At 67.8% G+C, this 20,934-nt stretch carries 25 protein-coding genes; 10 read left to right on the top strand and 15 right to left on the bottom strand.

Annotated features, from left to right (window positions below; translation table 11 throughout):
- Positions 1-2: 2 nt before the first annotated feature.
- From FEF15_RS00595 to FEF15_RS00550, 10 genes are all read right to left on the bottom strand, one after another.
- On the bottom strand, positions 3-812 hold the full coding sequence (locus FEF15_RS00595) for a major capsid protein P2 (protein WP_163557150.1): 810 nt from the start codon (positions 810-812) through the stop codon (positions 3-5).
- A gap of 12 nt (positions 813-824) precedes the next feature.
- The gene (locus tag FEF15_RS00590; protein ID WP_163557149.1) at positions 825-968 is read right to left on the bottom strand and encodes a hypothetical protein; all 144 of its coding nucleotides are present in this window, start codon (positions 966-968) and stop codon (positions 825-827) included.
- Positions 969-1,061: 93 nt separating this feature from the next.
- The gene (locus tag FEF15_RS00585) at positions 1,062-1,718 is read right to left on the bottom strand and encodes an ATP-binding protein (protein ID WP_163557148.1); all 657 of its coding nucleotides are present in this window, start codon (positions 1,716-1,718) and stop codon (positions 1,062-1,064) included.
- Entirely contained in the window at positions 1,702-2,154 is a 453-nt protein-coding gene (locus FEF15_RS00580; RefSeq protein ID WP_163557147.1) for a hypothetical protein, read from the bottom strand. Before FEF15_RS00580 ends, FEF15_RS00585 begins: the two co-directional genes overlap by 17 nt.
- A gap of 17 nt (positions 2,155-2,171) precedes the next feature.
- Entirely contained in the window at positions 2,172-2,552 is a 381-nt protein-coding gene (locus FEF15_RS00575; RefSeq protein WP_163557146.1) for a hypothetical protein, read from the bottom strand.
- A complete protein-coding gene (locus tag FEF15_RS00570; RefSeq protein ID WP_163557145.1) occupies positions 2,545-2,742 on the bottom strand; it encodes a hypothetical protein in 198 nt (65 codons plus the stop codon). Before FEF15_RS00570 ends, FEF15_RS00575 begins: the two co-directional genes overlap by 8 nt.
- Positions 2,739-4,631 carry a replication endonuclease gene (locus tag FEF15_RS00565; RefSeq protein ID WP_163557144.1) on the bottom strand — a complete coding sequence of 631 codons (1,893 nt, stop codon included), beginning with the start codon at positions 4,629-4,631 and terminating at the stop codon, positions 2,739-2,741. Before FEF15_RS00565 ends, FEF15_RS00570 begins: the two co-directional genes overlap by 4 nt.
- Positions 4,628-4,870: a hypothetical protein gene (locus FEF15_RS00560; protein WP_163557143.1), complete on the bottom strand. Its 243-nt coding sequence runs from the start codon at positions 4,868-4,870 to the stop codon at positions 4,628-4,630. Before FEF15_RS00560 ends, FEF15_RS00565 begins: the two co-directional genes overlap by 4 nt.
- A complete protein-coding gene (locus tag FEF15_RS00555) occupies positions 4,867-5,019 on the bottom strand; it encodes a hypothetical protein (RefSeq protein ID WP_163557142.1) in 153 nt (50 codons plus the stop codon). The genes FEF15_RS00560 and FEF15_RS00555 overlap by 4 nt, the downstream gene beginning before the upstream one ends.
- Positions 5,016-5,324 (bottom strand): hypothetical protein, encoded by a 309-nt coding sequence (locus tag FEF15_RS00550; protein WP_163557141.1) that lies wholly within the window; start codon positions 5,322-5,324, stop codon positions 5,016-5,018. Before FEF15_RS00550 ends, FEF15_RS00555 begins: the two co-directional genes overlap by 4 nt.
- A gap of 198 nt (positions 5,325-5,522) precedes the next feature.
- Here FEF15_RS00550 and FEF15_RS00545 point away from each other — a divergent pair, with 198 nt between their 5' ends.
- Positions 5,523-5,861, top strand: a complete 339-nt coding sequence (locus FEF15_RS00545) for a helix-turn-helix domain-containing protein (protein ID WP_163557140.1) — start codon at positions 5,523-5,525, stop codon at positions 5,859-5,861.
- Positions 5,862-6,022: 161 nt separating this feature from the next.
- Here FEF15_RS00545 and FEF15_RS00540 read toward each other — a convergent pair whose 3' ends face one another.
- The 4 genes from FEF15_RS00540 to gorA all read right to left on the bottom strand — a co-directional run bounded on the left by FEF15_RS00540 (position 6,023) and on the right by gorA (position 10,098).
- Positions 6,023-6,439, bottom strand: a complete 417-nt coding sequence (locus FEF15_RS00540; RefSeq protein WP_163557139.1) for an ectoine synthase — start codon at positions 6,437-6,439, stop codon at positions 6,023-6,025.
- Between the two features lie 109 nt (positions 6,440-6,548).
- Positions 6,549-7,814 carry a diaminobutyrate--2-oxoglutarate transaminase gene (gene ectB / locus FEF15_RS00535; protein WP_163557138.1) on the bottom strand — a complete coding sequence of 422 codons (1,266 nt, stop codon included), beginning with the start codon at positions 7,812-7,814 and terminating at the stop codon, positions 6,549-6,551.
- Between the two features lie 89 nt (positions 7,815-7,903).
- A complete protein-coding gene (ectA, locus tag FEF15_RS00530) occupies positions 7,904-8,482 on the bottom strand; it encodes a diaminobutyrate acetyltransferase (RefSeq protein WP_163557137.1) in 579 nt (192 codons plus the stop codon).
- A 254-nt stretch (positions 8,483-8,736) separates the two neighbouring features.
- The gene (gene gorA, locus FEF15_RS00525; protein WP_240454027.1) at positions 8,737-10,098 is read right to left on the bottom strand and encodes a glutathione-disulfide reductase; all 1,362 of its coding nucleotides are present in this window, start codon (positions 10,096-10,098) and stop codon (positions 8,737-8,739) included.
- Positions 10,099-10,328: 230 nt separating this feature from the next.
- Between gorA and can the strand changes: the two genes are divergently transcribed.
- The 9 genes from can (at position 10,329) to FEF15_RS00480 (ending at position 20,269) form a co-directional block, all read left to right on the top strand.
- Positions 10,329-10,982, top strand: coding sequence for a carbonate dehydratase (gene can, locus FEF15_RS00520; protein WP_163557135.1), 654 nt, complete (start codon positions 10,329-10,331; stop codon positions 10,980-10,982).
- Between the two features lie 159 nt (positions 10,983-11,141).
- The gene (locus tag FEF15_RS00515) at positions 11,142-12,719 is read left to right on the top strand and encodes an ABC transporter substrate-binding protein (protein ID WP_163557134.1); all 1,578 of its coding nucleotides are present in this window, start codon (positions 11,142-11,144) and stop codon (positions 12,717-12,719) included.
- Between the two features lie 98 nt (positions 12,720-12,817).
- Entirely contained in the window at positions 12,818-13,864 is a 1,047-nt protein-coding gene (locus FEF15_RS00510) for an ABC transporter permease (RefSeq protein ID WP_163557133.1), read from the top strand.
- The gene (locus tag FEF15_RS00505) at positions 13,861-14,817 is read left to right on the top strand and encodes an ABC transporter permease (protein ID WP_163557132.1); all 957 of its coding nucleotides are present in this window, start codon (positions 13,861-13,863) and stop codon (positions 14,815-14,817) included. Before FEF15_RS00510 ends, FEF15_RS00505 begins: the two co-directional genes overlap by 4 nt.
- 15 nt (positions 14,818-14,832) lie before the next feature.
- Positions 14,833-15,855 carry an ABC transporter ATP-binding protein gene (locus tag FEF15_RS00500; RefSeq protein WP_163557131.1) on the top strand — a complete coding sequence of 341 codons (1,023 nt, stop codon included), beginning with the start codon at positions 14,833-14,835 and terminating at the stop codon, positions 15,853-15,855.
- Positions 15,852-16,913: an oligopeptide/dipeptide ABC transporter ATP-binding protein gene (locus FEF15_RS00495; RefSeq protein ID WP_163557130.1), complete on the top strand. Its 1,062-nt coding sequence runs from the start codon at positions 15,852-15,854 to the stop codon at positions 16,911-16,913. Before FEF15_RS00500 ends, FEF15_RS00495 begins: the two co-directional genes overlap by 4 nt.
- 58 nt (positions 16,914-16,971) lie before the next feature.
- Positions 16,972-17,880 carry a LysR family transcriptional regulator gene (locus FEF15_RS00490; protein WP_163557129.1) on the top strand — a complete coding sequence of 303 codons (909 nt, stop codon included), beginning with the start codon at positions 16,972-16,974 and terminating at the stop codon, positions 17,878-17,880.
- Positions 17,881-17,903: 23 nt separating this feature from the next.
- On the top strand, positions 17,904-19,211 hold the full coding sequence (gene pepQ, locus FEF15_RS00485; RefSeq protein ID WP_163557128.1) for a Xaa-Pro dipeptidase: 1,308 nt from the start codon (positions 17,904-17,906) through the stop codon (positions 19,209-19,211).
- A gap of 20 nt (positions 19,212-19,231) precedes the next feature.
- Positions 19,232-20,269, top strand: coding sequence for a hydrolase (locus tag FEF15_RS00480; protein ID WP_163557127.1), 1,038 nt, complete (start codon positions 19,232-19,234; stop codon positions 20,267-20,269).
- On the opposite strand, the gene msrA is transcribed toward FEF15_RS00480, so the two are convergent.
- On the bottom strand, positions 20,253-20,864 hold the full coding sequence (gene msrA / locus FEF15_RS00475; RefSeq protein ID WP_163557126.1) for a peptide-methionine (S)-S-oxide reductase MsrA: 612 nt from the start codon (positions 20,862-20,864) through the stop codon (positions 20,253-20,255). The two genes, FEF15_RS00480 and msrA, sit on opposite strands and share 17 nt — an antisense overlap.
- Between the last annotated feature and the right edge of the window lie 70 nt (positions 20,865-20,934).

Genomic DNA, 20,934 nt, shown 5'->3' with positions numbered 1-20,934 from the left:
GGTCAGATGCCCGCGAAATTGTCGAGGTATTCCACCAGCACATCGACGGCCCCGGCGGTTTCCAGGGTGAGCCGGAATCGCTGGTCTTGAATCTCGCGCGGGTCGGTGGCGATGGACTGATAGACGTCGCCTTCCTGCGTCCAGTCGACGGCCAGGTAGGTCGCCTGCGGGGTGCGCCCCGCTTCCTTCTGCAGGAATTGCAGCAGTGCCTTGTCGCCCTCGACGATCTTGCGGGAATTCTGCTCGACCTCGACGCGGCTCACGTCATCGGCGGTTTTCTTGAAATGCACGGCCATGAGGCGCGGGCCACGCGGGATATTGTCGATCTCGAAGGTGCCGGCGGTGGCCGAGCTGTAGGTAAACCGCTTGATCTTATTCAGCATGCCCAGCGGCTTGGGGTCGCTCTGCACGGCATGCGCGGTGATCTTGGGGTTCGCCGCGGCGGCGTCGATATCGAGTTCGAGTTGCAGGGTCGACACGCGCCCGTTGCCCTCGCGGTCGCCGGTGCCGATCCCGGTCAACCGCTGGTGTTCGAGGCGCTGCATTTCGGGGCGCACGAACCACAGGGTGAGGTGGCCGGCGCTGTCGTGGCGGCCATAGTATTTATTGAGCGCGGCGGCCTGCTCGGCGTCGGCGAACTCGATGACGGGTTTGCCGTCGATCAGCAGGCGGATTTGTTTCATTTGCGCCCGGGTCACGCCCGAATAGGCCAGGATCAGCCGTTCGTAGGTGCGCCCGATGGGCATGTTTAGGGTCGCGGTGCCGCCGGCGCTGACATTTGACAGCGACGGCATCCGTTGGGTGAGGCGCATTGGCTGGCTCCCTTACTTGACGATGTTGGCGGCGGTGCGCAAACCGGCTTTTCGCAGGCCGTAGGCGCCGGCCCCGATGATCACGGCGGCGGTGATGGAGCTGATAACAATGCTCCAGTCCAGGTTGTCGCGGTATTTCTGCACTACGTCGTTCATGTGCCCTGCCCTCTGGCGTGGTAACGAAAAAAGCCCCCGACGCGGGGTGCTGTCGGGGGCAGGTTTGCCGTTCCTTCGGCCATCGCTCAAGTATCAGTCGGTCAGTTCGGTCAGATATCGGCGCTTGCCGTGGAATTCCAGGCGGTGAAACGTCACGTCCGCGCCCCGCTTGCGCACGTAGTGCAGGTTGTCGATGCCGGCGATGCGGTCGGCGGGCAGCGCGGTCAATCGCTCCATGTGGCGCAGGTCGGTCGCCTCGACGCGGCCTATCCAGTACTCGGCGCACTGGGTATAGACGGTTTTACTGATCTCGGTCCCGCGCTGGGTGGCGAGCGTCAGCCCGCCGTTGTACTTGCGGGCGCGGCGGATCAGCTCGCCGAAGGCGGGCGACGCCTTGCCCGCCGTGGGCGACACGTCGGCCAGTTCCTCCACCAGCAGCTCGGTGGGGCGTCGGCCATCCAGGGCGGCGAAGGCGAGCCCGCACCACCACTCCCAGGTCTTCAGGTCGTTGGCCCCCGCCCACAGCAGCCGGAACGGTCGCCCCGACCGTAGCGCAGCGGCCACCGCCTTGGCGTAGGCGGCGCGGCTGGCGTAGTGGTGGCCGGGGTGATCCTCGTCGGTGTCCCAGCCGAGCAGGCACACCCCGCTGGCGGGTATCAGCTCGCGGATTAGCTGGCTTTTCCCGGCCCCGGTGGCGCCGATCACCAGGCGGTGGCGGTTGGGCAGGCTGGTGTCAGGATTGACCGCCATGGGCGCCCTCCCCCGCCTGCTGCTCGGCCTGGCGCTCGCGCTCGGCGTCCTCGGCGCGCCGCGCCCGGTAGGCGCCCACCAGCACGCCGCCGATCCACAGCCCCGCGCCCAGGTAGTGCATGTAGGGGCGCAGCCACTCGGGCACCTCGCCGGAGAAGTCGCGGGCGACCGGCAGCATCACGTCCTCGCCGTGGGCGCGGCTTTGGCTGTCCAGACCGTGGCCGGGGTGGATCAGTCCCGCCGCCATTTCCACGCCCTGCACGGCCATTTTGGCCAGGGCGCGGGCCTGCTCTTCCTGCGCTTCGCCGTCTTCCCACTCGCCGGGGTCGGGCTCGGCCTGCGCCTGCTCGGCCTGTTCCTCCCACTCGGCCTGTTGGGCGAGCGCCTCGATCTCGTCGGCGGCGTCGGTTCCTGCGTGGGTCGCTTCGAGTGTCATGTCGGGTTCCTTGTCGGTCAGTGGGTGGCCAGGATCACGCCCAGGCCCAGGGCGCCGAGCAGCAGCAGGCCCACGCCACGCGCAGCGCTGGGTCGCTCGGTCGGTTGCGCCTCGGTCGCGGCGTCGCCCTCGGGCTCGGCCTCGCTCGGGTCAAAGTCCGGTTTCTGGCCGCGCTCGACGGCCTGCGGGACGTTGGCGGGGCGAATGGGCTGCGCCCCAGCGTGCCAGTCCGTCTCCCGCCACAGCCGGCCCTGGATGGCGGCGCCGGTGGGCTGCATCAGCCCGCACTCGGCGCACTGCCAGTACAGGTGGGCGCCGCGGCGCTTGGTCTGGCGCACGTCGGCTCCCTCGGTTGCGCAGGTCGGGCAGGCGATGGTGCCCAGGCTGGGGTTACTCATCGGCGGCGCCCTCCATGCGGGTCAGCTCGCCCCGTACCAGCTCGCGGCGGGCCAGCTCGTCGGTGATCTCGGCCATCAGCAGGGCGGCGTTCTTGATGGTGCCCATGGCGGCCATGGCCGGCATGCCGGCTATGGCGCGCTGTTTGTCGGCCAGTTGGGCGCGGCGCTGGGCGAGTTCGGCGTTGGTCATGTCAGTGCCTCTCGTGCTTGGGTGGGGGTGATCTCTCCACGGGCGAGCATGCGCACCACGGCGGCCTCGCCCTCGTCGATCAGCTCGCGGTGGCGGGCGGCGTCCTCGCGCTCGAGCCGGTGCAGGTCGGCGGCTCGGTAGTAGGCGGCGGCGTCCAGGGCGGCCTGGCGCTGGATGCGCTCGACCTCGGGGCGGGGTATCGGGGGCTTCATGCGGCGGTAGGATTCGGTGACGTGCCATTCCCACTCTGATAGTGGGGAGCTTTTCGGGCCGAAAACGCGGCCCGTGAATGTTGCGGCACGCGGCCCCGGTGGGGCCGGCGTACAGTTATTGACACGAGTCCAAGCGCCGCCTGCGGCGGCGAAGGTCAACCCCTCCCGGCTGTCGCCGGGGGCGCGGCGGCGCGTCTCCCAGCGGTGGCGCTGGGTCAGGCACTCGACGCCATGCACGACGATGCCCAGGGGCGATTCGACCGGCTCGCCGTAGGCGCCGGTCTGCAACTCGCCGTCACCCCTGCCGGTGTGGCGCAGGATGCGCCACGGCCTGGCGGGCTGATCGGCGCGCTTGGTCATCGGCCCGCCCATTTCGCGCAGGTAGCCCGCCCAGTCGCCGCTGTCGGCGGCCTTCCAGATGCGGCCCAGCACGGCCACGGCGGCGGCGTCGGGGTCGCGCTCTTCCATCCATTGCAGCAGGTCGGCGGCGTCGCGGATGCGCCGCGCCTGGCGCCAGACCGTGACCGACGGCAGGCCGAAAAACTGGAACTGACGAATGCCCCAGGTCGACGCCCACGCCTCGATGCGCGGGGCGCTGCTGGTCAGGTCGTGGCCGTAGGCGTCCAGATGGTCGCCGTCCACGGCGCCGCGCTCGAACTGCTCGCCGTTGATGTTCTTCGATATGTATTTCGCCACGTAGCCCGCTGCCGATCCCCGGGCGGTGTCGATCGTCACCGGCTTGAAGCGCACCTGCTCGCGGGCGGCGGCCTTCGCGTCGGTGTCGCCGGGACGCCGCGCCACTTCCTCGGGGGAGTCCTCCAGGGCATAGGCGCGCAAGATGGCGGTCACGGCGGGCGCGTTGTCGGGCTCGCACCACATCAGCAGATGCCAGTGCGGGCAACCGTCGTGATGGGGCTCCACGACGCGGATTCCGTAGATACCGATACCCTCGCGACCCAGCTTGGCGCGTGCCCTGGCCCACAGGTTTTGCAGATGGGCTTGCGCCTGGCGCGGGTCGGGGCGCTCGGCGCCTTCCCATTTGGGATTCTGGCGGGCGGTGCCCCGCCATACGGCGTGAAACCGGCTCGGGCATGTGAGCGTGACGAACAGGCCCACATGCCCCAACCGGATTGCCTCGGCCTCGGTGTCGGCAATGCGCAGCATCAGCTCGGCGCGGCGGTTGTTGGGATTGGCGAGCCCCACCTCGGCCAGCTCGGCGAGCGTGTACTCCTGGCCCAGCTCATTGACGGCGGCCACGGCTTCGAGCAGGCGGGCATTACGGGCGACCTGGCGGCGTCGGGCGCGGTAGCCCTCGTCACTCACGTATATGCCGGCGCGGTCGTGGACGCGGCCCAGCACGCGCTGCTGCTGCTCAAGACGGCGGGCGTTGAGGCGGCGTATCTGGCGGCGCCACCACAGCGGGCATGCAAGGCGGGCGATCTGGCCGCGCTCGCCCTCGGTGTCGGGCAGGGCGATGCCATGGGCGGCGCAGCGGCGGGCGGCGGCGTCCAGGGCGGCGGCATCGCCGCCCCTGGCGCGAATGCGGGCGATCTCGTCTGCCTGGCGCTCGGCGTGCGAAATGATGGCTTCATCGTCGTGGGTGCAGTACCAGGGGCCACAGCGCAGCAGGGCATCGGCGACGGCCTGGCGTTCGACGGCGGCGGCGTGGCTGGTCACAGGGTCAGCCCCAACTGCTCTTCCTCGAGCTTGGGCTCAGGTCGGTAGGTGCGCGTCATTCCCGCCTGGTGCACCTCGTCGGCCACGCAGTGCAGCTCCTGCGATGCGATCTTGAGCCCTCCGGCTGCCTGCTCGTCGCCGGCCTTGCGGAACGCCTTGGCCCGCTCCATGTAGCGGCAGGCCATGGCCCGCACCTCGTCGCGCATTTCGTCCAGGGCGGCTTTTCCGGTCTGATTCATGCCACCACCCCGCGCTCGCCATGCTCGATCCACTCGCGCCAGTAGCGCTCAGCGAGGGCAGCACGGCCTGCGGCCAGGTGCCACGCCAGATAGGCGGCCTCGCGGCCCAGCCACTCGGTATCGGCGCGGTTCGTATCGGCGCGGTTCATGACAGCACCCCCGCGGCGTCGTCAGCGGCGCCGAGTAACTCGTGGCCATCGGCCTCGGCTTCCTCGGCGAGCTGGTGAAACCGGGTCGCCAGCTTGCAGTACCAGTCGCCCAGGCCGGTGCCGGCGTGCACCACCATGGCGTCGAACAGGTATTCCGCGCGCTGGCGGAGCGTCTCGGCTTCCTGAAACGCCCGGTGGGCGGCTATGCGCTCAGGGCCGGCAGCGGTGTGCAGCTCACGGCGTAGAGCATGGAAAGCAGCGGGGGGAGTAATACCAGGGGTGGCGAAGGCATCGAGGGCATCCATAGGTCGCTCCGGTTCGCTTGTCGCTGGCGGAAACCCCGGGCGATCACTCCCGGGGCGGCCCGGTGGGGCCTATCCAGCGAACGGACGAACACAGGATATGCACGCGCCGAGTGCGTATGCAATTGGCGCGGACAGTCGTTAAGCAATTGCATAGTGGTCTATCCTTGGCGTGGAACGTCGCGTCCCCGGAGAATTAAAATGAATACCCTGGAACTATTGACACGCCTGAAAGCCGCGCACGGCGGGGCCTCCGACTACCGGATTGCCCAAATTCTTGGCGTGAAACATCAAACCGTCTATCGGTGGAAAAACGGGCAGGGAACGATGTCCGATGAAACCGGAATTCGCGTGGCTGAAGAGCTAGGAATCGACCCGAAAACGGTCGTTGTTGACCTGCACATTGAACGGGAGGCTGGGAACGTCGCGTCCCCGGTGTGGAAGGCGATTCGGCGGCAGCTCGAAATGGCTGCAACGCCCGTGGTTGTGGGCGTGGCGGGCTACGGGGGAGGGGTGCTGTTCGGCCTGCCGCTGATTTAACCCCCTATACATTATGCGAACCCATTGATGCGGCCCCTATGGCGGGCTTTATCGTGCCGTCACCCAATCCCGCCAATATCATCTCGCAATGGCGAACGCCCCGACCGGCAGGATCGGGGCGTCAACACTGACTGGTGGCGTTTGTCAGAGCGTCATCAATGTCAGAGTGGCTTGGTGTCGTCGGCTTCTTCGTGGGACGGGGCGTAGGAGCCATCCTCACGGTGCACTTCCTTGCCGGTCAGCCCCGGCGTGAAGACGCAGGCCAGGTGCATGGTCTTGAAGGCCCGCAGCAGATGCTCGTCGTGCTGGTCGAGAATGTAGATATCGCCCGGCTTGATCGGCCAGATTTTGCCGTCGGCCAGGGTTTCCACTTCGCCATCACCCTCGATGCAGTAGACCGCCTCGAAGTGGTGCTTGTAGTGGATGTGGGTTTCGGTGTTTTCGTAGATGCGCGTGATGTGAAACGAGCAGTTGCCGCCGTCATCGGCCAGCGACAGGCGCGTGCTGTCCCAGTTGCCGTTCTCGGCCTTGACCAGGCGATCTGTCTCGCGGGCAACTTCCAGGTTGCGGACAATCATGGGGAATCTCCGTAGGTTCCGGTGACAGGCCGGCCAGATGCCGGCCGATGACCGGGCCGCCGGGGAGCGTCTCGCTGCCCGCGCTCCTCGCGGCGGCCCTTTACACAGCTTAGCTGAGTGCCTGCTTGGTACTCTCTTCGAGGATATCCAGGCCCTTCAGCAGGTCCTCGTCGGGGATGGTCAGCGGGCACAGGCACTTGACCACCTCGCCATCCTGGCCGCTGGTCTCGATCACCAGACCGTTCTCGAACGCCTTGGCGGTGATCTTGTCCGCGATGTCGCCACTCCCCACGTCGATACCGCGCATCAGGCCGCGGCCGCGCTCGGAGGCCTCGATGCCCTGTTCGCGCATCCAGGCGGCGATCTTCTGGAAACGATCGGCAACCACCCTGCCCTTGCGCTGAACGTCACGCTCGAAGGTGTCGTCACTCCAGTACTGGCGCATGGCGGCGGCCGCCGTGGTGAAGGCCAGGTTGAAGCCGCGGAACGTGCCGTTGTACTGGCCGGGCTTCCACTTGTCGAGCTCCGGGCGCATCAGCACGTGGGCGAACGGCAGGCCGAAGCCGGAGAGCGACTTGGAGTTGGTGACGATGTCCGGGGTGATGCCGGCGTGCTCGAAGCTGAAGAACTTGCCGGTGCGCCCGCAGCCCGCCTGGATGTCGTCGATGATCAGCAGGATGTCGTGGTCGCGGCAGATGCCCTCCAGGCGCTTGAGCCACTCCAGGCCAGCGACGTTGATGCCGCCCTCCCCCTGCACGGTCTCGACGATGACCGCCGCCGGGGTGTCCAGGCCGCCCGACTTGTCGGCGAGCAGCTTCTCGAAGTAGTCCAGCGTGTCGATATGCTCGCCCATGTAGCCGTCAAAGGGCATGAAGGAGGAGCCCTGCGTGGGGATGCCGCCAGTGGCTTCGCGGAACTTGCGATTGCCGGTGGCGGCCAGCGCGCCCATGGTCACCCCATGGAAGCCGTTGGTGAAGCTGACGATGTTGTGCCGCCCCTTGGCAACACGTGCCAGGCGAATGGCCGCCTCGACGGCGTTGGTGCCGGTCGGCCCCGGCAGGTGCACCTTGTATTCCAGGCCGCGCGGCTTGAGGATCACCTCCTCGAGGGTCTCGAGGTAGTCGCGCTTGGCGGCGGTCCAGAAGTCAAGGCCGTGGACGATGCCGTCGCTGGCCAGATAGTCCATCAGCGCCTGCTTGAGGTGCGGGTTGTTGTGCCCGTAGTTGAGCGTGCCGGCGCCGGCCAGGAAATCGATGTACTCGCGGCCGGTTTCATCGGTCAGGCGGGCATTCTTGGCCTGGGTGAAAACCACCGGAAAGGAGCGCGAATAGGTGCGAACGTTGGATTCCATGCGTTCGAGGGTCTGGGTCTGCATCGTGCGACCTCCTTGGGATGGGAATGGTATAGCGGCTGCCACGGATGAGCGGTACACGATCATCCGGGCGGATGTGTCGGAATGGCGGGTCAGAGTCGACCGGTCTCGAAGGGACCGATGCGCACAAGGTTCTCGGGGTCATGCTCGCCGCCGAGCTGGTCCGTGGAGAAGTACTCACGGCTGTTGAGGGGCGCCTGCCAGCGACCGGCCAGGCGGCGGAAGAGCCCCCAGGAGGCCTGGTTGTCGGGCGTGATCGTGGTCTCCAGGTGATGCACCTCGGCCAGCTCGGGGCGGGTCATCACCGCCTCGACCAGGCGCCGGGCGAGTCCCGTGCCACGTGCCTTCTCGCCCACGGCCACCTGCCACAGGAAGTAGGTGTCGGGGGCGTTGCTCTTCACGTAGCCGGAGACGAAGCCGACGATCTCGCCCTCTTCGTCGGTGGCCACCGCGCAGGTGTCGCGGAACTGGGTCGCCAGCAGCAGGTAGGCGTAGGCGGAGTTCACGTCCAGCGGCGGACAGGACTTGACCAGCTCGTAGATGCCCCAGCCGTCGTCCGGGTTGGGCTTGCGGATGAACAACGGTGCGGCGTCGCTGCCAACGACGGCGTCCGCCACGCTGGGGCGGGCAAGGTCGGCAGAAGGTGTGAAGGGCTGTGGTGTCAGGTTCATGTTCTGGCTTCGCTGTAGCGATGTCGACGCCCATGATAGCAGGGCTGACTGCCAAATCAAAACGAGCATTATGGCCGGCGGCGTATTCCATAACAGCATGTTATGCCGGAGCTGTCCTGTCTCGCTCCTCCGCCCTTCATCAGTTTAGCTCACGCTCGTTGCCGGCACCTCCTGCCAACGCGCCGGACCAACGGGAGCGGGCCATTCCGAAGGATGGCCCGTCACGGGTGGCGCGCCTGCCCCGGCGGCTTGGCTCAGTGGCGGCTGGGCGTGCGCAGGGTCACGAACTCTTCGGCGCCGGTGGGATGAATACCCACGGTGGCATCGAAATCCGCCTTGGTGAGCCCGGCGCGCACGGCGATGGCAATGCCCTGGATCACCTCGCCGGCCTCCTCGCCCACCATGTGCGCGCCCACCACCACGTCGCTGGCGTCGTCGACGATCAGCTTCATCAGGCAGCGCTCCTGGCTGCCCGAGAGGGTGTGCTTGAGAGGGCGAAAGTCCGTGCGGTAGACGCGAATGGCGCCGTAGCGCTCGCGGGCGGCGTCTTCGGAAAGCCCCACGGTGCCGATGTTGGGATGGCAGAACACCGCGGTGGCGATACGCTCGTAATCCAGCGGCGGGGGCGGTGTGTCGCCGAAATGGTGCTGCACCAGCTGCATCGCCTCGGCCAGCGCCACCGGTGTCAGCTCCGGCCCCCCGCTGACGTCGCCCAGGGCGAGGATCGAGGGCACCGAGGTTTCGAAACGCGCGTTGACCGCCAGGCTGCTGTCGCTATTGAGCGCCACGCCCAGGGTGTCGAGCCCCAGGTCGGCCAGGTTGGGGCGACGCCCCGTCGCCGCCAGGACAGCGTCGACCTCCAGCCGCTCGCCGCTGGTCAGGGTTACCGCGAGGCCATTCTCCCCTCGGTCGATGCGCTCGATATTGGTTCCGAAGTGGACCTGGACCCCCTTCTTGTCCATCTCGTCGCGGGTGAACTCGCGTACCTCCTGGTCGAAGCCGCGCAGGAAGAGCTCGCCGCGGTAGATCAGGTGGGTATCGCTGCCCAGCCCATTGAAGATGCTGGCGAACTCCACGGCGATGTAGCCGCCGCCCAGCACCAGGAAGCGCTCGGGGAAGTGCTCCAGATCGAAGACCTCGTTGGAGGTCACCACGTGCTCGTTGCCGGGAAAGTCCGGCACCCAGGGCCAGCCGCCCACCGCTACCAGGATCTTCTCGGCGCTGAGGCGCTCTCCCGCCACCTCGACGTGATGGGCATCTTGCACCCGTGCTCGCCCATGAATCAGGCGCACCCCGGCGTTATCCAGCAGGTTGGCGTAGATGCCATTGAGGCGCTTGATCTCGCTGACCTTGTTGTCGCGCAGGGTGGTCCACTCGAAGCGCGGTGCCTCGGCGAGCGTCCAGCCGAAGCCGGCGCTGTCGTCGAAGGCGTCGTGGAAGTGGGCGGCGTACGAGTAGAGCTTCTTGGGCACGCAGCCCACGTTGACGCAGGTGCCTCCCAGGTAGCGATCCTCGGCCACCGCTACCCGAGCGCCTGCGGCCGCCGCGGTGCGGGCGGCACGTACGCCGCCGGAACCGGCACCGATGACGAAGAGGTCGTAATCGAAGTCTGACACGGCAGTCTCCTTGCTGATGACACGGGGCGCTGGCGGCCCCGCTCGACTGGCGAGATGATAGCAGCCATCCCCGCGGCCCCGCTCGACTGGCGAGATGATAGCAGCCATCCCCGCGGCCCCGGGAGGGCGCGGTTGACGCCGCCACCCCCCGGGGTTACAAGGTCGGGGCCACCGCTGGAGCCCCGCCACCCTCTGGCCACCCCCACCGATTGCCTACAGGACCTGCCGAGATGAAACAGGAGATCGCTGCCCTGCTCGACAACAACCGCGCCTGGTCGCAGCGCATGCACCAGGAGGACCCGGACTTCTTCGCCCGGCTGTCCCGCCAGCAGAACCCCGACTACCTGTGGATCGGCTGCTCGGATAGCCGTGTGCCCGCCAACCAGATCATCTCGCTGCCGCCCGGCGAGGTCTTCGTGCACCGCAACGTCGCCAACCTCGTGCACCACAACGACCTCAATGCCCTCTCGGTCCTCCAGTATGCCGTGGATGTACTCCAAGTGCGCCACATCATGGTGGTCGGCCACTATGGCTGTGGCGGGGTCAAGGCCGCAGTTGCCGGGGGCGACAACGGCATGGTCGATCTGTGGCTGCATTCGGTGCGCGAACTCTACAGCCAGCACCGCGACACCCTGGCCGAGTTGCCGCTGGAGGCGCAGGTCGATCGCATGTGCGAGCTCAACGTCCGGGCCCAGGTCATGAACCTGTGCCGCAACAAGATCATCCAGCAGGCGTGGCAGCGCGAGCAGCCGCTGGCGGTCCACGGCTGGATCTACGGCCTAGACGATGGTCGCATTCGCGACCTCGAGTGCAGCGTGACCGGCCTCGACCAGGTGGCCACCCTCTACCGCATCGAGCGCGTCACGGCGCCGTCCGGCGACTGATCTGCGGCGTCGCCGGTGGGCGACCTATTCGCCAGGCGCATGGCGCCTGTCGGAATTTCGATTGTCCTCCTCACGAGCGGGTCTCTATGTTGTCGGTCGCACCATGTGGCGCGGCCGCCCGGGCCGCGTGCCTACAACAACCCCACAAGGGAACCACAGATGACCTTCAAGAAGACCCTGCTGGCCGGCATGATCGGCGCCACCCTGAGCGGCGCGGCGCTGCTGCCGAGCGTGGCCACCGCCGACACCACCCTGCGCATGGCCTACGACGCCGACCCGGTATCGCTGGACATCCACGAGCAGCTCTCCGGGGGCATCCTTCAGCTCTCGCACATGACCCACGACCCGCTGGTGCGCTGGACGAGTGACCTCGACTTCGAGCCGCGCCTGGCCACCGCCTGGGAGCAGGTCGACGACACCACCATGCGCATGACCCTGCGCGAGGGCGTCGAATTTCACAGCGGCAACGCCTTCACCGCCGAGGACGTGGCGTGGACGGTCGAGCGCCTCAAGCGCAGCCCGGATTTCAAGGCGATCTTCACCCCCATCGAGAGCGTCACCGCCCTCGACGCACACACCGTCGAGTTCAAGACCGCCAAGCCCTATCCGCTGCTGCTCAACCTGGCCACCTACATCTTCCCGCTGGACAGCCAGTTCTACTCGGGCACGGATGCGGACGGCGACCCCAAGGATGAGATCGTCAAGAACGGCAACTCCTTCGCCTCGCGCAACGCCTCCGGCACCGGTCCCTACACCGTCACCGAGCGTCAGCAGGGCGTGCGCGTGGAATTCGCCCGCAACGCCGACTACTGGGATGAAAACTCCCCCGGCAACGTCGACACCATCGTGCTCACCCCGATCAGCGAGAACGCCACCCGCGTGGCCGCCCTGCTCTCCGGCGACGTCGACTTCATCGCCCCGGTGCCGCCCAACGACCTGGAGCGCGTGCGCGAGAGCGATAACGCCGAACTGGTCACCATGTCGGGCACACGCATCATCTTCTTCCACATGAACCAGGAGCGCGTCGAGGCCTTCCAGGACGAGCGAGTGCGTCAGGCCTTTGCCTATGCGGTCAACCAGGACGGCATCGCCGACCGTCTGATGAAGGGCTTCGCCACCCCGGCCGCCCAGTTCTCGCCGAAAGGCTATGCCGGGCATATCGACTCGCTCGAGCGTCGTTATGACCTCGACAAGGCGAAGGCACTCATGGAGGAAGCCGGTTACGCCAATGGCTTCGAGATCACCATGATGGCGCCCAACAACCGCTACGTGAACGATGCCAAGATCGCCCAGGCGGTGGCCGCCATGCTGGCGCGCATCAACGTCGACGTGGACCTCAAGACGCTGCCCAAGGCGCAGTACTGGGGCGAGTACGACGACCGCGCCGCCGACATGATGTTGATCGGCTGGCACTCGGACACCGAGGACAGTGCCAACTTCCACGAGTACCTGACCGCCTGCCCCGATGCCGACACCGGCGCCGGCCAGTACAACGCCGGCAACTACTGCAACCCGGAGCTCGACAAGCTGGTCGCCGAGGCCAACCTGGAGGTCGATCTCGAGAAGCGCGCCGAGATGCTCCAGCAGGTCGAGCAGACGCTCTTCGACGAGGCCGCCGTCGTGCCGCTGCACTGGCAGGATCTGGCCTGGGCCGCCGCGCCCCACGTGAACATCGAGCCGGTGCTCAACGTCATGAACTTCCCCTACCTCGGGGACTTGGTCATCGACGCCGAGTGAACCCAGGCGCCGGCCCTCGGGTCGGCCGCCCCTTGAACCCGATCCGGTGACACGCCCCCATGGGCGTGTCACCCTGCGTTGCCCACAGGACGCCCCCCATGATCGCCTTTCTGGTCAAGCGCCTCTTCCATGCGCTGCTGGTGATGTTCGTCATCAGCGTGATCGCCTTCGCCATCCAGGACAACCTCGGCGACCCCATCCAGCAGATGGTCGGCCAGTCGGTCCCCGAGAGCGAGCGCGAGGCCCTGCGCGAGGAGCTGGGGCTCAACGACCCCTTCCTGGTGCAATACCTGCGCTTCGCCAAGAACGCCGCCCAGCTCGACTTCGGCTACTCCTACAACTTCAACCAGCCCACCACCGAGGTGATCGGCCGGCACCTGCCGGCGACGCTGGAACTGGTGGCCGCAGCCACCTTCCTGATCATCGTGCTCTCGGTGCCCATCGGCGTGTACAGCGCCATCAAGCCGCGGGCCTGGCTGTCGCGCTTCTTCATGGGCGTCTCCATCGTGGGGATCTCGATCCCCGTGTTCCTGACGGCCATCGTGCTCATCCAGCTGTTCGCCATCGGCGTGAACTGGTCGCCCTTCCCCGCGGATACCGCCTGGGGCACCTGGCTCAACGGCCTGATCAGCACCGAGGGCGGCATGCCCGCCTACGGCCGCGGTGATCCGGTGCACGTCGTCGGCACCTGGTACACCAACTTCGCTTCGCCGCGCGGCCTGCTCTACCTGGTACTGCCGGCGATTTCGCTGGCCTCGATCATGCTGCCGCTGTTCATCCGCCTGATCCGTGCGGAGATGCTCGAGGTGTTGCAGTCGGAGTACGTCAAGTTCGCCCGGGCCAAGGGCATCCGCCTGCGCCGCATCTACTTCCTGCACGCGCTGAAGAACACCATGCTGCCGGTGATCACCGTGGGCGGGGTGCAGATCGGCACCCTGGTGGCCTACACCATCCTCACCGAGACGGTCTTCCAGTGGCCCGGCATGGGGCTGATGTTCCTGGACGCCATCGAGCGCTCCGACATTCCGCTGATCGTTACCTACCTGATGATCGTGGGCCTGATCTTCGTGATCACCAATACCCTGGTCGACCTGATCTACGGGCTGGTCAACCCCACCGTCAAGCTGACAGGGAAACCCGCATGAGCACTGCGAACTCCTCCATCGAGAGCCCCCCCGTGACGAGCCGCTGGGCGCGCTTTCGCGACTCCTACCTGCTCTACAGCTTCAAGCGCGACCTGGTCGCCCAGATCAGCCTACTGGCCTTCCTGGTGCTGGTAACGGTGGCCGTGCTGGCGCCGTGGCTGGCGCCGATGAACCCCTACGACCTGGCGCAGATCGACATCCTCGCCTCGGAGCTGCCGCCCTTCTGGATCGACGGCAGCGACCCCGCCTACCTGATGGGCACGGACGCCCAGGGCCGCGACCTGCTCTCCACCATCCTCTACGGGGCGCGGGTGTCGCTGATCATCGGTTTTGGCGCCGTGGCCCTGCAGGCCCTCCTGGGTGTCTGCTTCGGCCTGCTGGCCGGCTACCTGGGCGGCCGGGTCGATGCCTTCCTGATGCGCCTCGCCGACATCCAGCTCTCCTTCTCCACGCTGATGGTGGCCATCGTGGTGGGTGCCCTGGTCAAGGCGATCTTCGGCGGCGCCACCTTCAGCGACTACGCCGTGCCGCTGCTGGTGCTGATCATCGGCCTGGCCGAGTGGCCCCAGTACGCGCGTACCGTGCGTGCCTCCGTGCTCGCCGAGAAGGGCAAGGAGTACGTCGACGCCGCCCGCACCATGGGGCTCTCCAGCCGGCGCATCATGTTCCGCCACATCCTGCCCAACACCCTGTCGCCGATCTTCGTCATCTCCACGGTACAGGTGGCCAACGCCATCATCTCCGAGGCCGCGCTCTCCTTCCTGGGGCTGGGCATGCCGGAGACCCACCCGTCGCTGGGCTCGCTGATCAAGTCGGGCTTCGACTACATCCAGTCCGGCTCCTGGTGGATCACCCTGATCCCCGGCGCCATGCTGGTCGCGCTGGTGCTGGTCATCAACCTGCTCGGCGACTGGCTGCGCGACGTGCTCAACCCGCGCCTCTACAAGGGCTGAGGCCAAGGAGTCCCCATGTCACTTCTCGAAGTCAATCACCTCGACGTGCGCTTTGCTCTGCGCCGCGGCGACGTCAAGGCCCTGCGCGACGTCTGCTTCAGCCTCGACCGCGGCGAGCGGCTGGGCATCGTGGGCGAATCCGGCGCCGGCAAGTCGGTCGCCGCCTTCAGCCTGCTCAACCTGATCGCCAAGCCCGGCTATATTGCCGGCGGCAGCATTCGCTTCGACGGCCAGGAGCTCACCGGCATGAGCGACCGGGCGCTGCGCAAGATCCGCGGACACCGCATCTCGATGATCTTCCAGGACCCGATGATGACGCTCAACCCGGTGCTCACCATCGGCGAGCAGATGGTCGAGTGCTTAAAGGCGCACCGCCGCATCGCCAGCCGCGAGGCACGCGCCATCGCCCTGCGCAAGCTGGAGCAGGTGCAGATCCCCTCGCCCGAGGCGCGCCTCGACCAGTACCCCCACGAGCTCTCCGGCGGCATGCGGCAACGTGTGATCATTGCCATCGCCCTGCTGCTCGACCCCGACATCATCATCGCCGACGAGCCCACCACAGCGCTCGACGTGACCATCCAGGCCGAGATCATGGCGCTGCTGCTGGAGCTGTGCGAGAAGCACAACGTCGGCCTGATCCTGATCACTCACGACCTGGGGGTGGTCAGCCAGGTGACCCAGCGCATGCTGGTGATGTATGCCGGCCGGGTGATCGAGCAGGGCCCGACCCGGGAGATCATCAACGACCCCCAGCACCCCTATACCCAAGGGCTGATGAACGCCCTGCCGCAGATGGCCACCCCGGGCAGCCGCCTCAACCAGATTCCCGGCAGCATGCCCTCGCTCGACAACCTGCCGAGCGGCTGCGCCTTCCACCCGCGCTGCGGTTTTACGCAGCGTGTCGACGGCAGCGAACGCTCCGCTTGTCGTTCACAGGTGCCCGAGTTCGTCACCTCCGGCAACTGCCGGGTGGCCTGCCACATGGTCGCCGAGATGCTCGAGCGCGAACGCATCCCGGCCGAGGAGACAGCACGATGACCGCCACAGCGACCGCGCCCGTGCGCGAGACAGCGGCCCCCGAGGCCATCCGACCGCTACTGGAGATTCGCGGCCTCGAGAAGCGCTTCTCGCTATCCGGCGACTTCCTCGAGCAGCTCAAGTTCAAGGGCGGCAAGCTCGTTCGCGAGCAGGAGTACGTGCACGCCATCAACGGCGTCGACCTGGAGATCCAGCGCGGCGAGGCGCTCTGCGTGGTCGGCGAGTCGGGCTGCGGCAAGTCCACGGTGGCGCGTACGGTGATGGGCTTGCTGCACCCGTCGGCGGGCGAGATTCGCTACGACGGCACGCGAATCGACGACCTCTCGACCCGGGCTCTGATGCCCTACCGCCGACGCATGCAGATGATCTTCCAGAACCCCTATGCGTCGCTCAACCCGCGCATGACCATCCAGCAGACCCTGGAGGAGCCGATCCGCCTGCACCACCCCGACTGGAGCCAGCAGCAGGTGCGCGACCAGGTCGCCGAGGTGATGGCCTCGGTGGGCATCGCGCCCGACTGGGGTAAGCGCTACGGTCACGAGTTCTCCGGCGGCCAGCGGCAGCGCATCGCCATCGCCCGGGCGCTGGCCGTGGATCCGGAGTTCATCGTCGCCGACGAACCGATCTCGGCACTCGACGTCTCCATCCAGGCTCAGGTGCTCAACCTGCTGATGGACGCCCAGCGCGATCGCCACCTCACCTACCTGTTCATCACCCACGACCTCGCCGTGGTGGAACACTTCGGCACCCGCGTGGCGGTGATGTACCTGGGCCGGGTCTGCGAGGTGGCGCCCACCGCGACGCTGTTCGCGACGCCGCGCCACCCCTACACCCAGGCGTTGATGTCGGCGATCCCGCGCCTCGAGGACGACCGCCCCCAGCACATCCGCCTGGAAGGCGAGGTGCCCACGCCGGTCAACCTGCCCTCGGGCTGCGTCTTCCATGCCCGCTGCCCCCACGCCAACGCACGCTGCCGCGAGGAAGTACCGGCGCTGATCGCCAGTGACGACGGCGCCCGGGTGGCCTGTCATGCCGTCGAGGAAGGGCGGCTCGACTGAGCCCACTTTGACTCTGGCATAATGGGCGGTTTGGTATCCGCCGGCCCTGGGAGACGACATGGAACTACGCTGGCTGGAAGACTTCATCGCGCTGGCCCGCACCCAGCACTTCTCGCGGGCTGCCGAGCAGCAGAACGTCACCCAGCCGACCTTCTCGCGGCGCATCAAGCTGCTCGAGGAGGAGATGGGCACCACGCTGATCAACCGCCAGACCCTGCCGCTGTCGCTCACCCCCGCCGGCGAGGAGTTCCTGGGGCTGTGTCACGACGTCACCCAGCGCGTCGCCGAGGGACGGCGGAGGCTGGCGCACCTCGCCGAACAGCAGGACGGGCACATCCGACTCGCCGCACCGCAGAGTCTGCTGGTGCACTTCGTGCCCCACTGGCTCGGCCAGTGGCCCCTGCCCTCGCCGGTGACGCCCTACCTGCGCGCCACCGGCTGGCTGGCCGACGACTACTTCCGGGCGCTGGCCCGGGAGGAGTGCGACATGGTGCTCTGCTACTGGCCACGCACGCCCTGCGGCGCCGAGCCCGATACCGAAGGCTTCGTCTCGTACTCCCTGGGCCAGGAGCGGCTGATTCCCGTCTCGCTGCCGGAAGCGGACGGCCGGCCGCGCTTCGCCCTCGAGGGGGCGGCACGCCTGCCGCTGATCGCCTACCACCCGCGCGGCCTGATCGACGCCGCCATTCGCGCCCACCTGGCCCGCCTCGGCGAGACGCCGGACTTCAGCATCCTCAACGAGAGCATCCAGAGCGGCAATATCCGCGAGCTGGTCGCCCTGGGCTACGGCATCGGCTGGCTGCCCGAGCGCGCCGTGCGCCAGGCACTCACCGCCGGCACCCTGGTGCCCGCCGGGGGTGAGCGCTGGCAGGTGCCCTTGGAGATTCGCCTCTACCGCCGGGCCGACGACACCCACTCGGCACTGGACGCCTTCTGGGAGAGCCTCTTGCCGACCACGCCCGCCTGACAGCACCGACTCGGAGACCCAGCATGCCCCCCGACTTCGACACCCTTCATGCAGGCCACCTGGACGCCCTCGAGAGCGCCTACGCCGCCACACTAGCCCGCCACGATCTGGACGGCGTGCTGCTCTACAGCGGTCACCCGCATTACCACTTCGCCGACGATCAGGCGGCGAGCTTCGCCACCTACGCCCACCTCCTGCACTGGGTGCCGATGCCGGGGCTCGCCCACTGCTGGCTGCTGATCCGCCCCGGCGAGCGCCCGAGGCTCTATTTCCATGCCCCCGACGACTTCTGGCACCGGCCCGCCCGCCTGCCCGACGAGGCCTGGGTCGATCGCTTCGTGATCGAAAAAGGGCGTTTCGAGCAGCCCCCGACCCTGCCCGCCGGTCGCTACGCGATACTTGGCGAGGTAGCCCCCGAGATCGCCGCCTCCCTCGGCGCAGCGCTCAATCCGCCGAGGCTCACCGCCGAGTTGGACGAGGGGCGGGTGCGCAAGAGCGACTACGAGGTCGCGTGCCTGCGCGACGCCAATCGCCAGGCCATGGCCGGCCACCGGGCGGCCCGCGACGCCTTTCTCGACGGCCACGCAGCCGAGCTCGATATCCAGCTCGCCTATCTCGCCGCCTCGCGGCAGCGCGAGAGCGAGGTGCCCTACGGCAACATCGTGGGCCTCAACGCCCACGGGGGCGTACTGCACTACCAGCACTATGACACCGCCCCGCCGGCCCGGCGCCACAGCCTGCTGGTGGATGCGGGGCATCGCCATCGTGGCTACTGCGCCGACATCACCCGCAGTTGGGCCGGGCCCGACGCCGAGCCGCTCTTCGCCACGCTTATCGCTGGCATGACGGCGCTCAAAGACCGCCTGGTGGCGAGCCTGGCACCGGGCGTCTCCTTCGTCGCCCTGCACCAGCGCATGCATCGCGAACTGGCTGCGCTGCTGGTCGAGCACGGCCTGGTCGGCTGCAGCGCCGAGGCCGCCGTGGAAAACGGCATCACCCGCGCCTTCTGCCCCCACGGGCTCGGCCACCTGCTAGGCTTGCAGGTACATGACGTGGCCGGGCGGAGCGCCGCCGACGGCACCCCGCTGCCACCGCCAGAGGCCGACCCGGCGTTACGACTGACGCGTGAACTGGAAGCGGGAATGGTGGTCACCATAGAACCTGGATGTTATGTGATCCCGATGCTGCTGGCGCCGCTGCGGGAATCGTCGGTGGCCGCCGACATCGACTGGGCCAAGGTGGAACGACTGGCCTCCCATGGCGGCATCCGTATCGAGGACAACGTGCGGATCACCCGCCACGGCGCCGACAACCTGACGCCCGAGCCCTAAGCGCAGCGAGTGAACCCATCATGGCCGGCCACCTGCACATTGCCGATTTTCAGCCGCCTCGAGGGCTTGCCAATCCGCACGTGCAGACACTGCTGCCGCGCCTGCTGCCACGCCAGCGCCTTGCCCACCGTCGGGAGATCCTCGAGCTGCCCGACGGCGACTTCGTCGAACTCGCCTGGGCCCAGCCGGCGCCGCGCGACCTGCAGGCGCCGATCCTGGTGCTCTTCCACGGCCTGGAAGGCTCCCTTGCCTCTCCCTATGCGCGCTGGCTGCTGGGCACCGCTACTCGCCTCGGTTGGCGCGCCGTGCTCATGCACTTCCGCGGCTGCGGCACCCAGCCCAATCGCCTGCCGCGCGCCTATCACAGCGGCGACACCGCGGACGCCTACTGGCTGATCGGCCAGCTGGCCCACCGCTATCCCCATGCGCTCAAGGTGGCCGTCGGCGTCTCGCTGGGCGGCAACATGCTGCTCAAGCTGGTCGCCGAGCAGGGCGGCGACGGACTGGATCTCGCCGGCGCCATCGTGATCAGCGCCCCGCTCGACCTTGCCGCCAGTGCCGACAGCCTGCACCGAGGGTTCGCGCGGGTCTACGAGCGCCACCTGCTTCGCTCGCTCAAGGCCAAGGTGCGCCGCAAGCTGGCCGACGACGACTTTCCGCTCTCCCTCGACGCCCGTCAGCTGGCGGGCCTTCGCAGCCTGCGCGCCTATGACGACGCGGTCACCGCCCCCCTGCACGACTTCGACGACGCCGACGACTACTATCGTCGCGCCTCGGCGGGACGCCTGCTCGGCGAGATCGAGCTGCCGACCTTGATCCTGCATGCCGAGGACGACCCCTTCACATCCCGCGACCTCTTCACCCGGCTGCCGCCCCCCAGCGACGCCGTGCGCCTGGAGATCGCCCGCCACGGCGGTCACGTCGGCTTCCTCGAGGGGCGCCAGGGCCGCCTGCGTCCCTGGCTCTCTCGTCGCCTGGCCAAGGAGCTGACCGACTGGGCCACCCCTCCCGTGCCCTGTCAGCCGCGGGACAGTCGCCGCGTCAGATCGGACAGCTGACGCCCGTGCCCTTGAGGCCGCAGTAACCGAGGGGATTCTTGTGCAGGTACTGCTGATGGTACTCCTCGGCCGGGTAGAAGGCCTCGAGGGGCGCGATCTCGGTGGTGATGCGCCCCCGGCCCGCCCGGTCGAGGGCACGCTGGTAGGCATCGCGGCTGCGCTCGGCCACGTCCCGCTGCGCCTCGCGAGTGGTGTAGATCGCCGAACGGTACTGGCTGCCGACATCGTTGCCCTGGCGCATGCCCTGAGTGGGGTCGTGGGCCTCCCAGAACACCCGCAAGAGTTCCTCCAGCGCGAGCCGGGCGGGATCGAAGACCACGCGCACCACCTCGGCGTGGCCGGTCAGGCCGGTGCAGGTCTCCTCGTAGGTGGGGTTGGGCGTCACCCCGCCGGCATACCCCACCGCCGTGACGTAGACGCCCGGCAGCTCCCAGAAGAGACGCTCGGCGCCCCAGAAACAGCCCAGGCCGAGCACGATCTCTTCGTGCCCTTCGGGAAAGGGCGGCAGCATGGAGCGACCGGTGACGGCGTGCACGCCGCTGATCGACAGCGGTGACTCGCGCCCCGGCAGGGCGCGGGATGGGTCGATGATCATGGGCGTCTCCCTGTGTGGCGATGTCATGATGCAGTATGGAAGAAAGCCAGGGGGCCTTGCACGACGGTCC

Source organism: Halomonas sp. NO4 (genome assembly GCF_010994375.1).
Classification (GTDB): Bacteria; Pseudomonadota; Gammaproteobacteria; order Pseudomonadales; family Halomonadaceae; genus Halomonas.
Note: the sequence above shows the minus strand (reverse complement) of the source record. Positions and strands in the feature narration are given on the sequence as shown.

Excerpts from the sequence above, each read along its gene's own strand:
- FEF15_RS00595 (WP_163557150.1), bottom strand. The coding sequence starts at position 812 with ATGCGCCTCACCCAACGGATGCCGTCGCTGTCAAATGTCAGCGCCGGC.
- FEF15_RS00590 (WP_163557149.1), bottom strand. The coding sequence starts at position 968 with ATGAACGACGTAGTGCAGAAATACCGCGACAACCTGGACTGGAGCATT.
- FEF15_RS00585 (WP_163557148.1), bottom strand. The coding sequence starts at position 1,718 with ATGGCGGTCAATCCTGACACCAGCCTGCCCAACCGCCACCGCCTGGTG.
- FEF15_RS00580 (WP_163557147.1), bottom strand. The coding sequence starts at position 2,154 with ATGACACTCGAAGCGACCCACGCAGGAACCGACGCCGCCGACGAGATC.
- FEF15_RS00575 (WP_163557146.1), bottom strand. The coding sequence starts at position 2,552 with ATGAGTAACCCCAGCCTGGGCACCATCGCCTGCCCGACCTGCGCAACC.
- FEF15_RS00570 (WP_163557145.1), bottom strand. The coding sequence starts at position 2,742 with ATGACCAACGCCGAACTCGCCCAGCGCCGCGCCCAACTGGCCGACAAA.
- FEF15_RS00560 (WP_163557143.1), bottom strand. The coding sequence starts at position 4,870 with ATGAATCAGACCGGAAAAGCCGCCCTGGACGAAATGCGCGACGAGGTG.
- FEF15_RS00555 (WP_163557142.1), bottom strand. The coding sequence starts at position 5,019 with ATGAACCGCGCCGATACGAACCGCGCCGATACCGAGTGGCTGGGCCGC.
- FEF15_RS00550 (WP_163557141.1), bottom strand. The coding sequence starts at position 5,324 with ATGGATGCCCTCGATGCCTTCGCCACCCCTGGTATTACTCCCCCCGCT.
- FEF15_RS00545 (WP_163557140.1), top strand. The coding sequence starts at position 5,523 with ATGAATACCCTGGAACTATTGACACGCCTGAAAGCCGCGCACGGCGGG.
- FEF15_RS00540 (WP_163557139.1), bottom strand. The coding sequence starts at position 6,439 with ATGATTGTCCGCAACCTGGAAGTTGCCCGCGAGACAGATCGCCTGGTC.
- ectB (WP_163557138.1), bottom strand. The coding sequence starts at position 7,814 with ATGCAGACCCAGACCCTCGAACGCATGGAATCCAACGTTCGCACCTAT.
- ectA (WP_163557137.1), bottom strand. The coding sequence starts at position 8,482 with ATGAACCTGACACCACAGCCCTTCACACCTTCTGCCGACCTTGCCCGC.
- can (WP_163557135.1), top strand. The coding sequence starts at position 10,329 with ATGAAACAGGAGATCGCTGCCCTGCTCGACAACAACCGCGCCTGGTCG.
- FEF15_RS00515 (WP_163557134.1), top strand. The coding sequence starts at position 11,142 with ATGACCTTCAAGAAGACCCTGCTGGCCGGCATGATCGGCGCCACCCTG.
- FEF15_RS00510 (WP_163557133.1), top strand. The coding sequence starts at position 12,818 with ATGATCGCCTTTCTGGTCAAGCGCCTCTTCCATGCGCTGCTGGTGATG.
- FEF15_RS00505 (WP_163557132.1), top strand. The coding sequence starts at position 13,861 with ATGAGCACTGCGAACTCCTCCATCGAGAGCCCCCCCGTGACGAGCCGC.
- FEF15_RS00500 (WP_163557131.1), top strand. The coding sequence starts at position 14,833 with ATGTCACTTCTCGAAGTCAATCACCTCGACGTGCGCTTTGCTCTGCGC.
- FEF15_RS00495 (WP_163557130.1), top strand. The coding sequence starts at position 15,852 with ATGACCGCCACAGCGACCGCGCCCGTGCGCGAGACAGCGGCCCCCGAG.
- FEF15_RS00490 (WP_163557129.1), top strand. The coding sequence starts at position 16,972 with ATGGAACTACGCTGGCTGGAAGACTTCATCGCGCTGGCCCGCACCCAG.
- pepQ (WP_163557128.1), top strand. The coding sequence starts at position 17,904 with ATGCCCCCCGACTTCGACACCCTTCATGCAGGCCACCTGGACGCCCTC.
- FEF15_RS00480 (WP_163557127.1), top strand. The coding sequence starts at position 19,232 with ATGGCCGGCCACCTGCACATTGCCGATTTTCAGCCGCCTCGAGGGCTT.
- msrA (WP_163557126.1), bottom strand. The coding sequence starts at position 20,864 with ATGATCATCGACCCATCCCGCGCCCTGCCGGGGCGCGAGTCACCGCTG.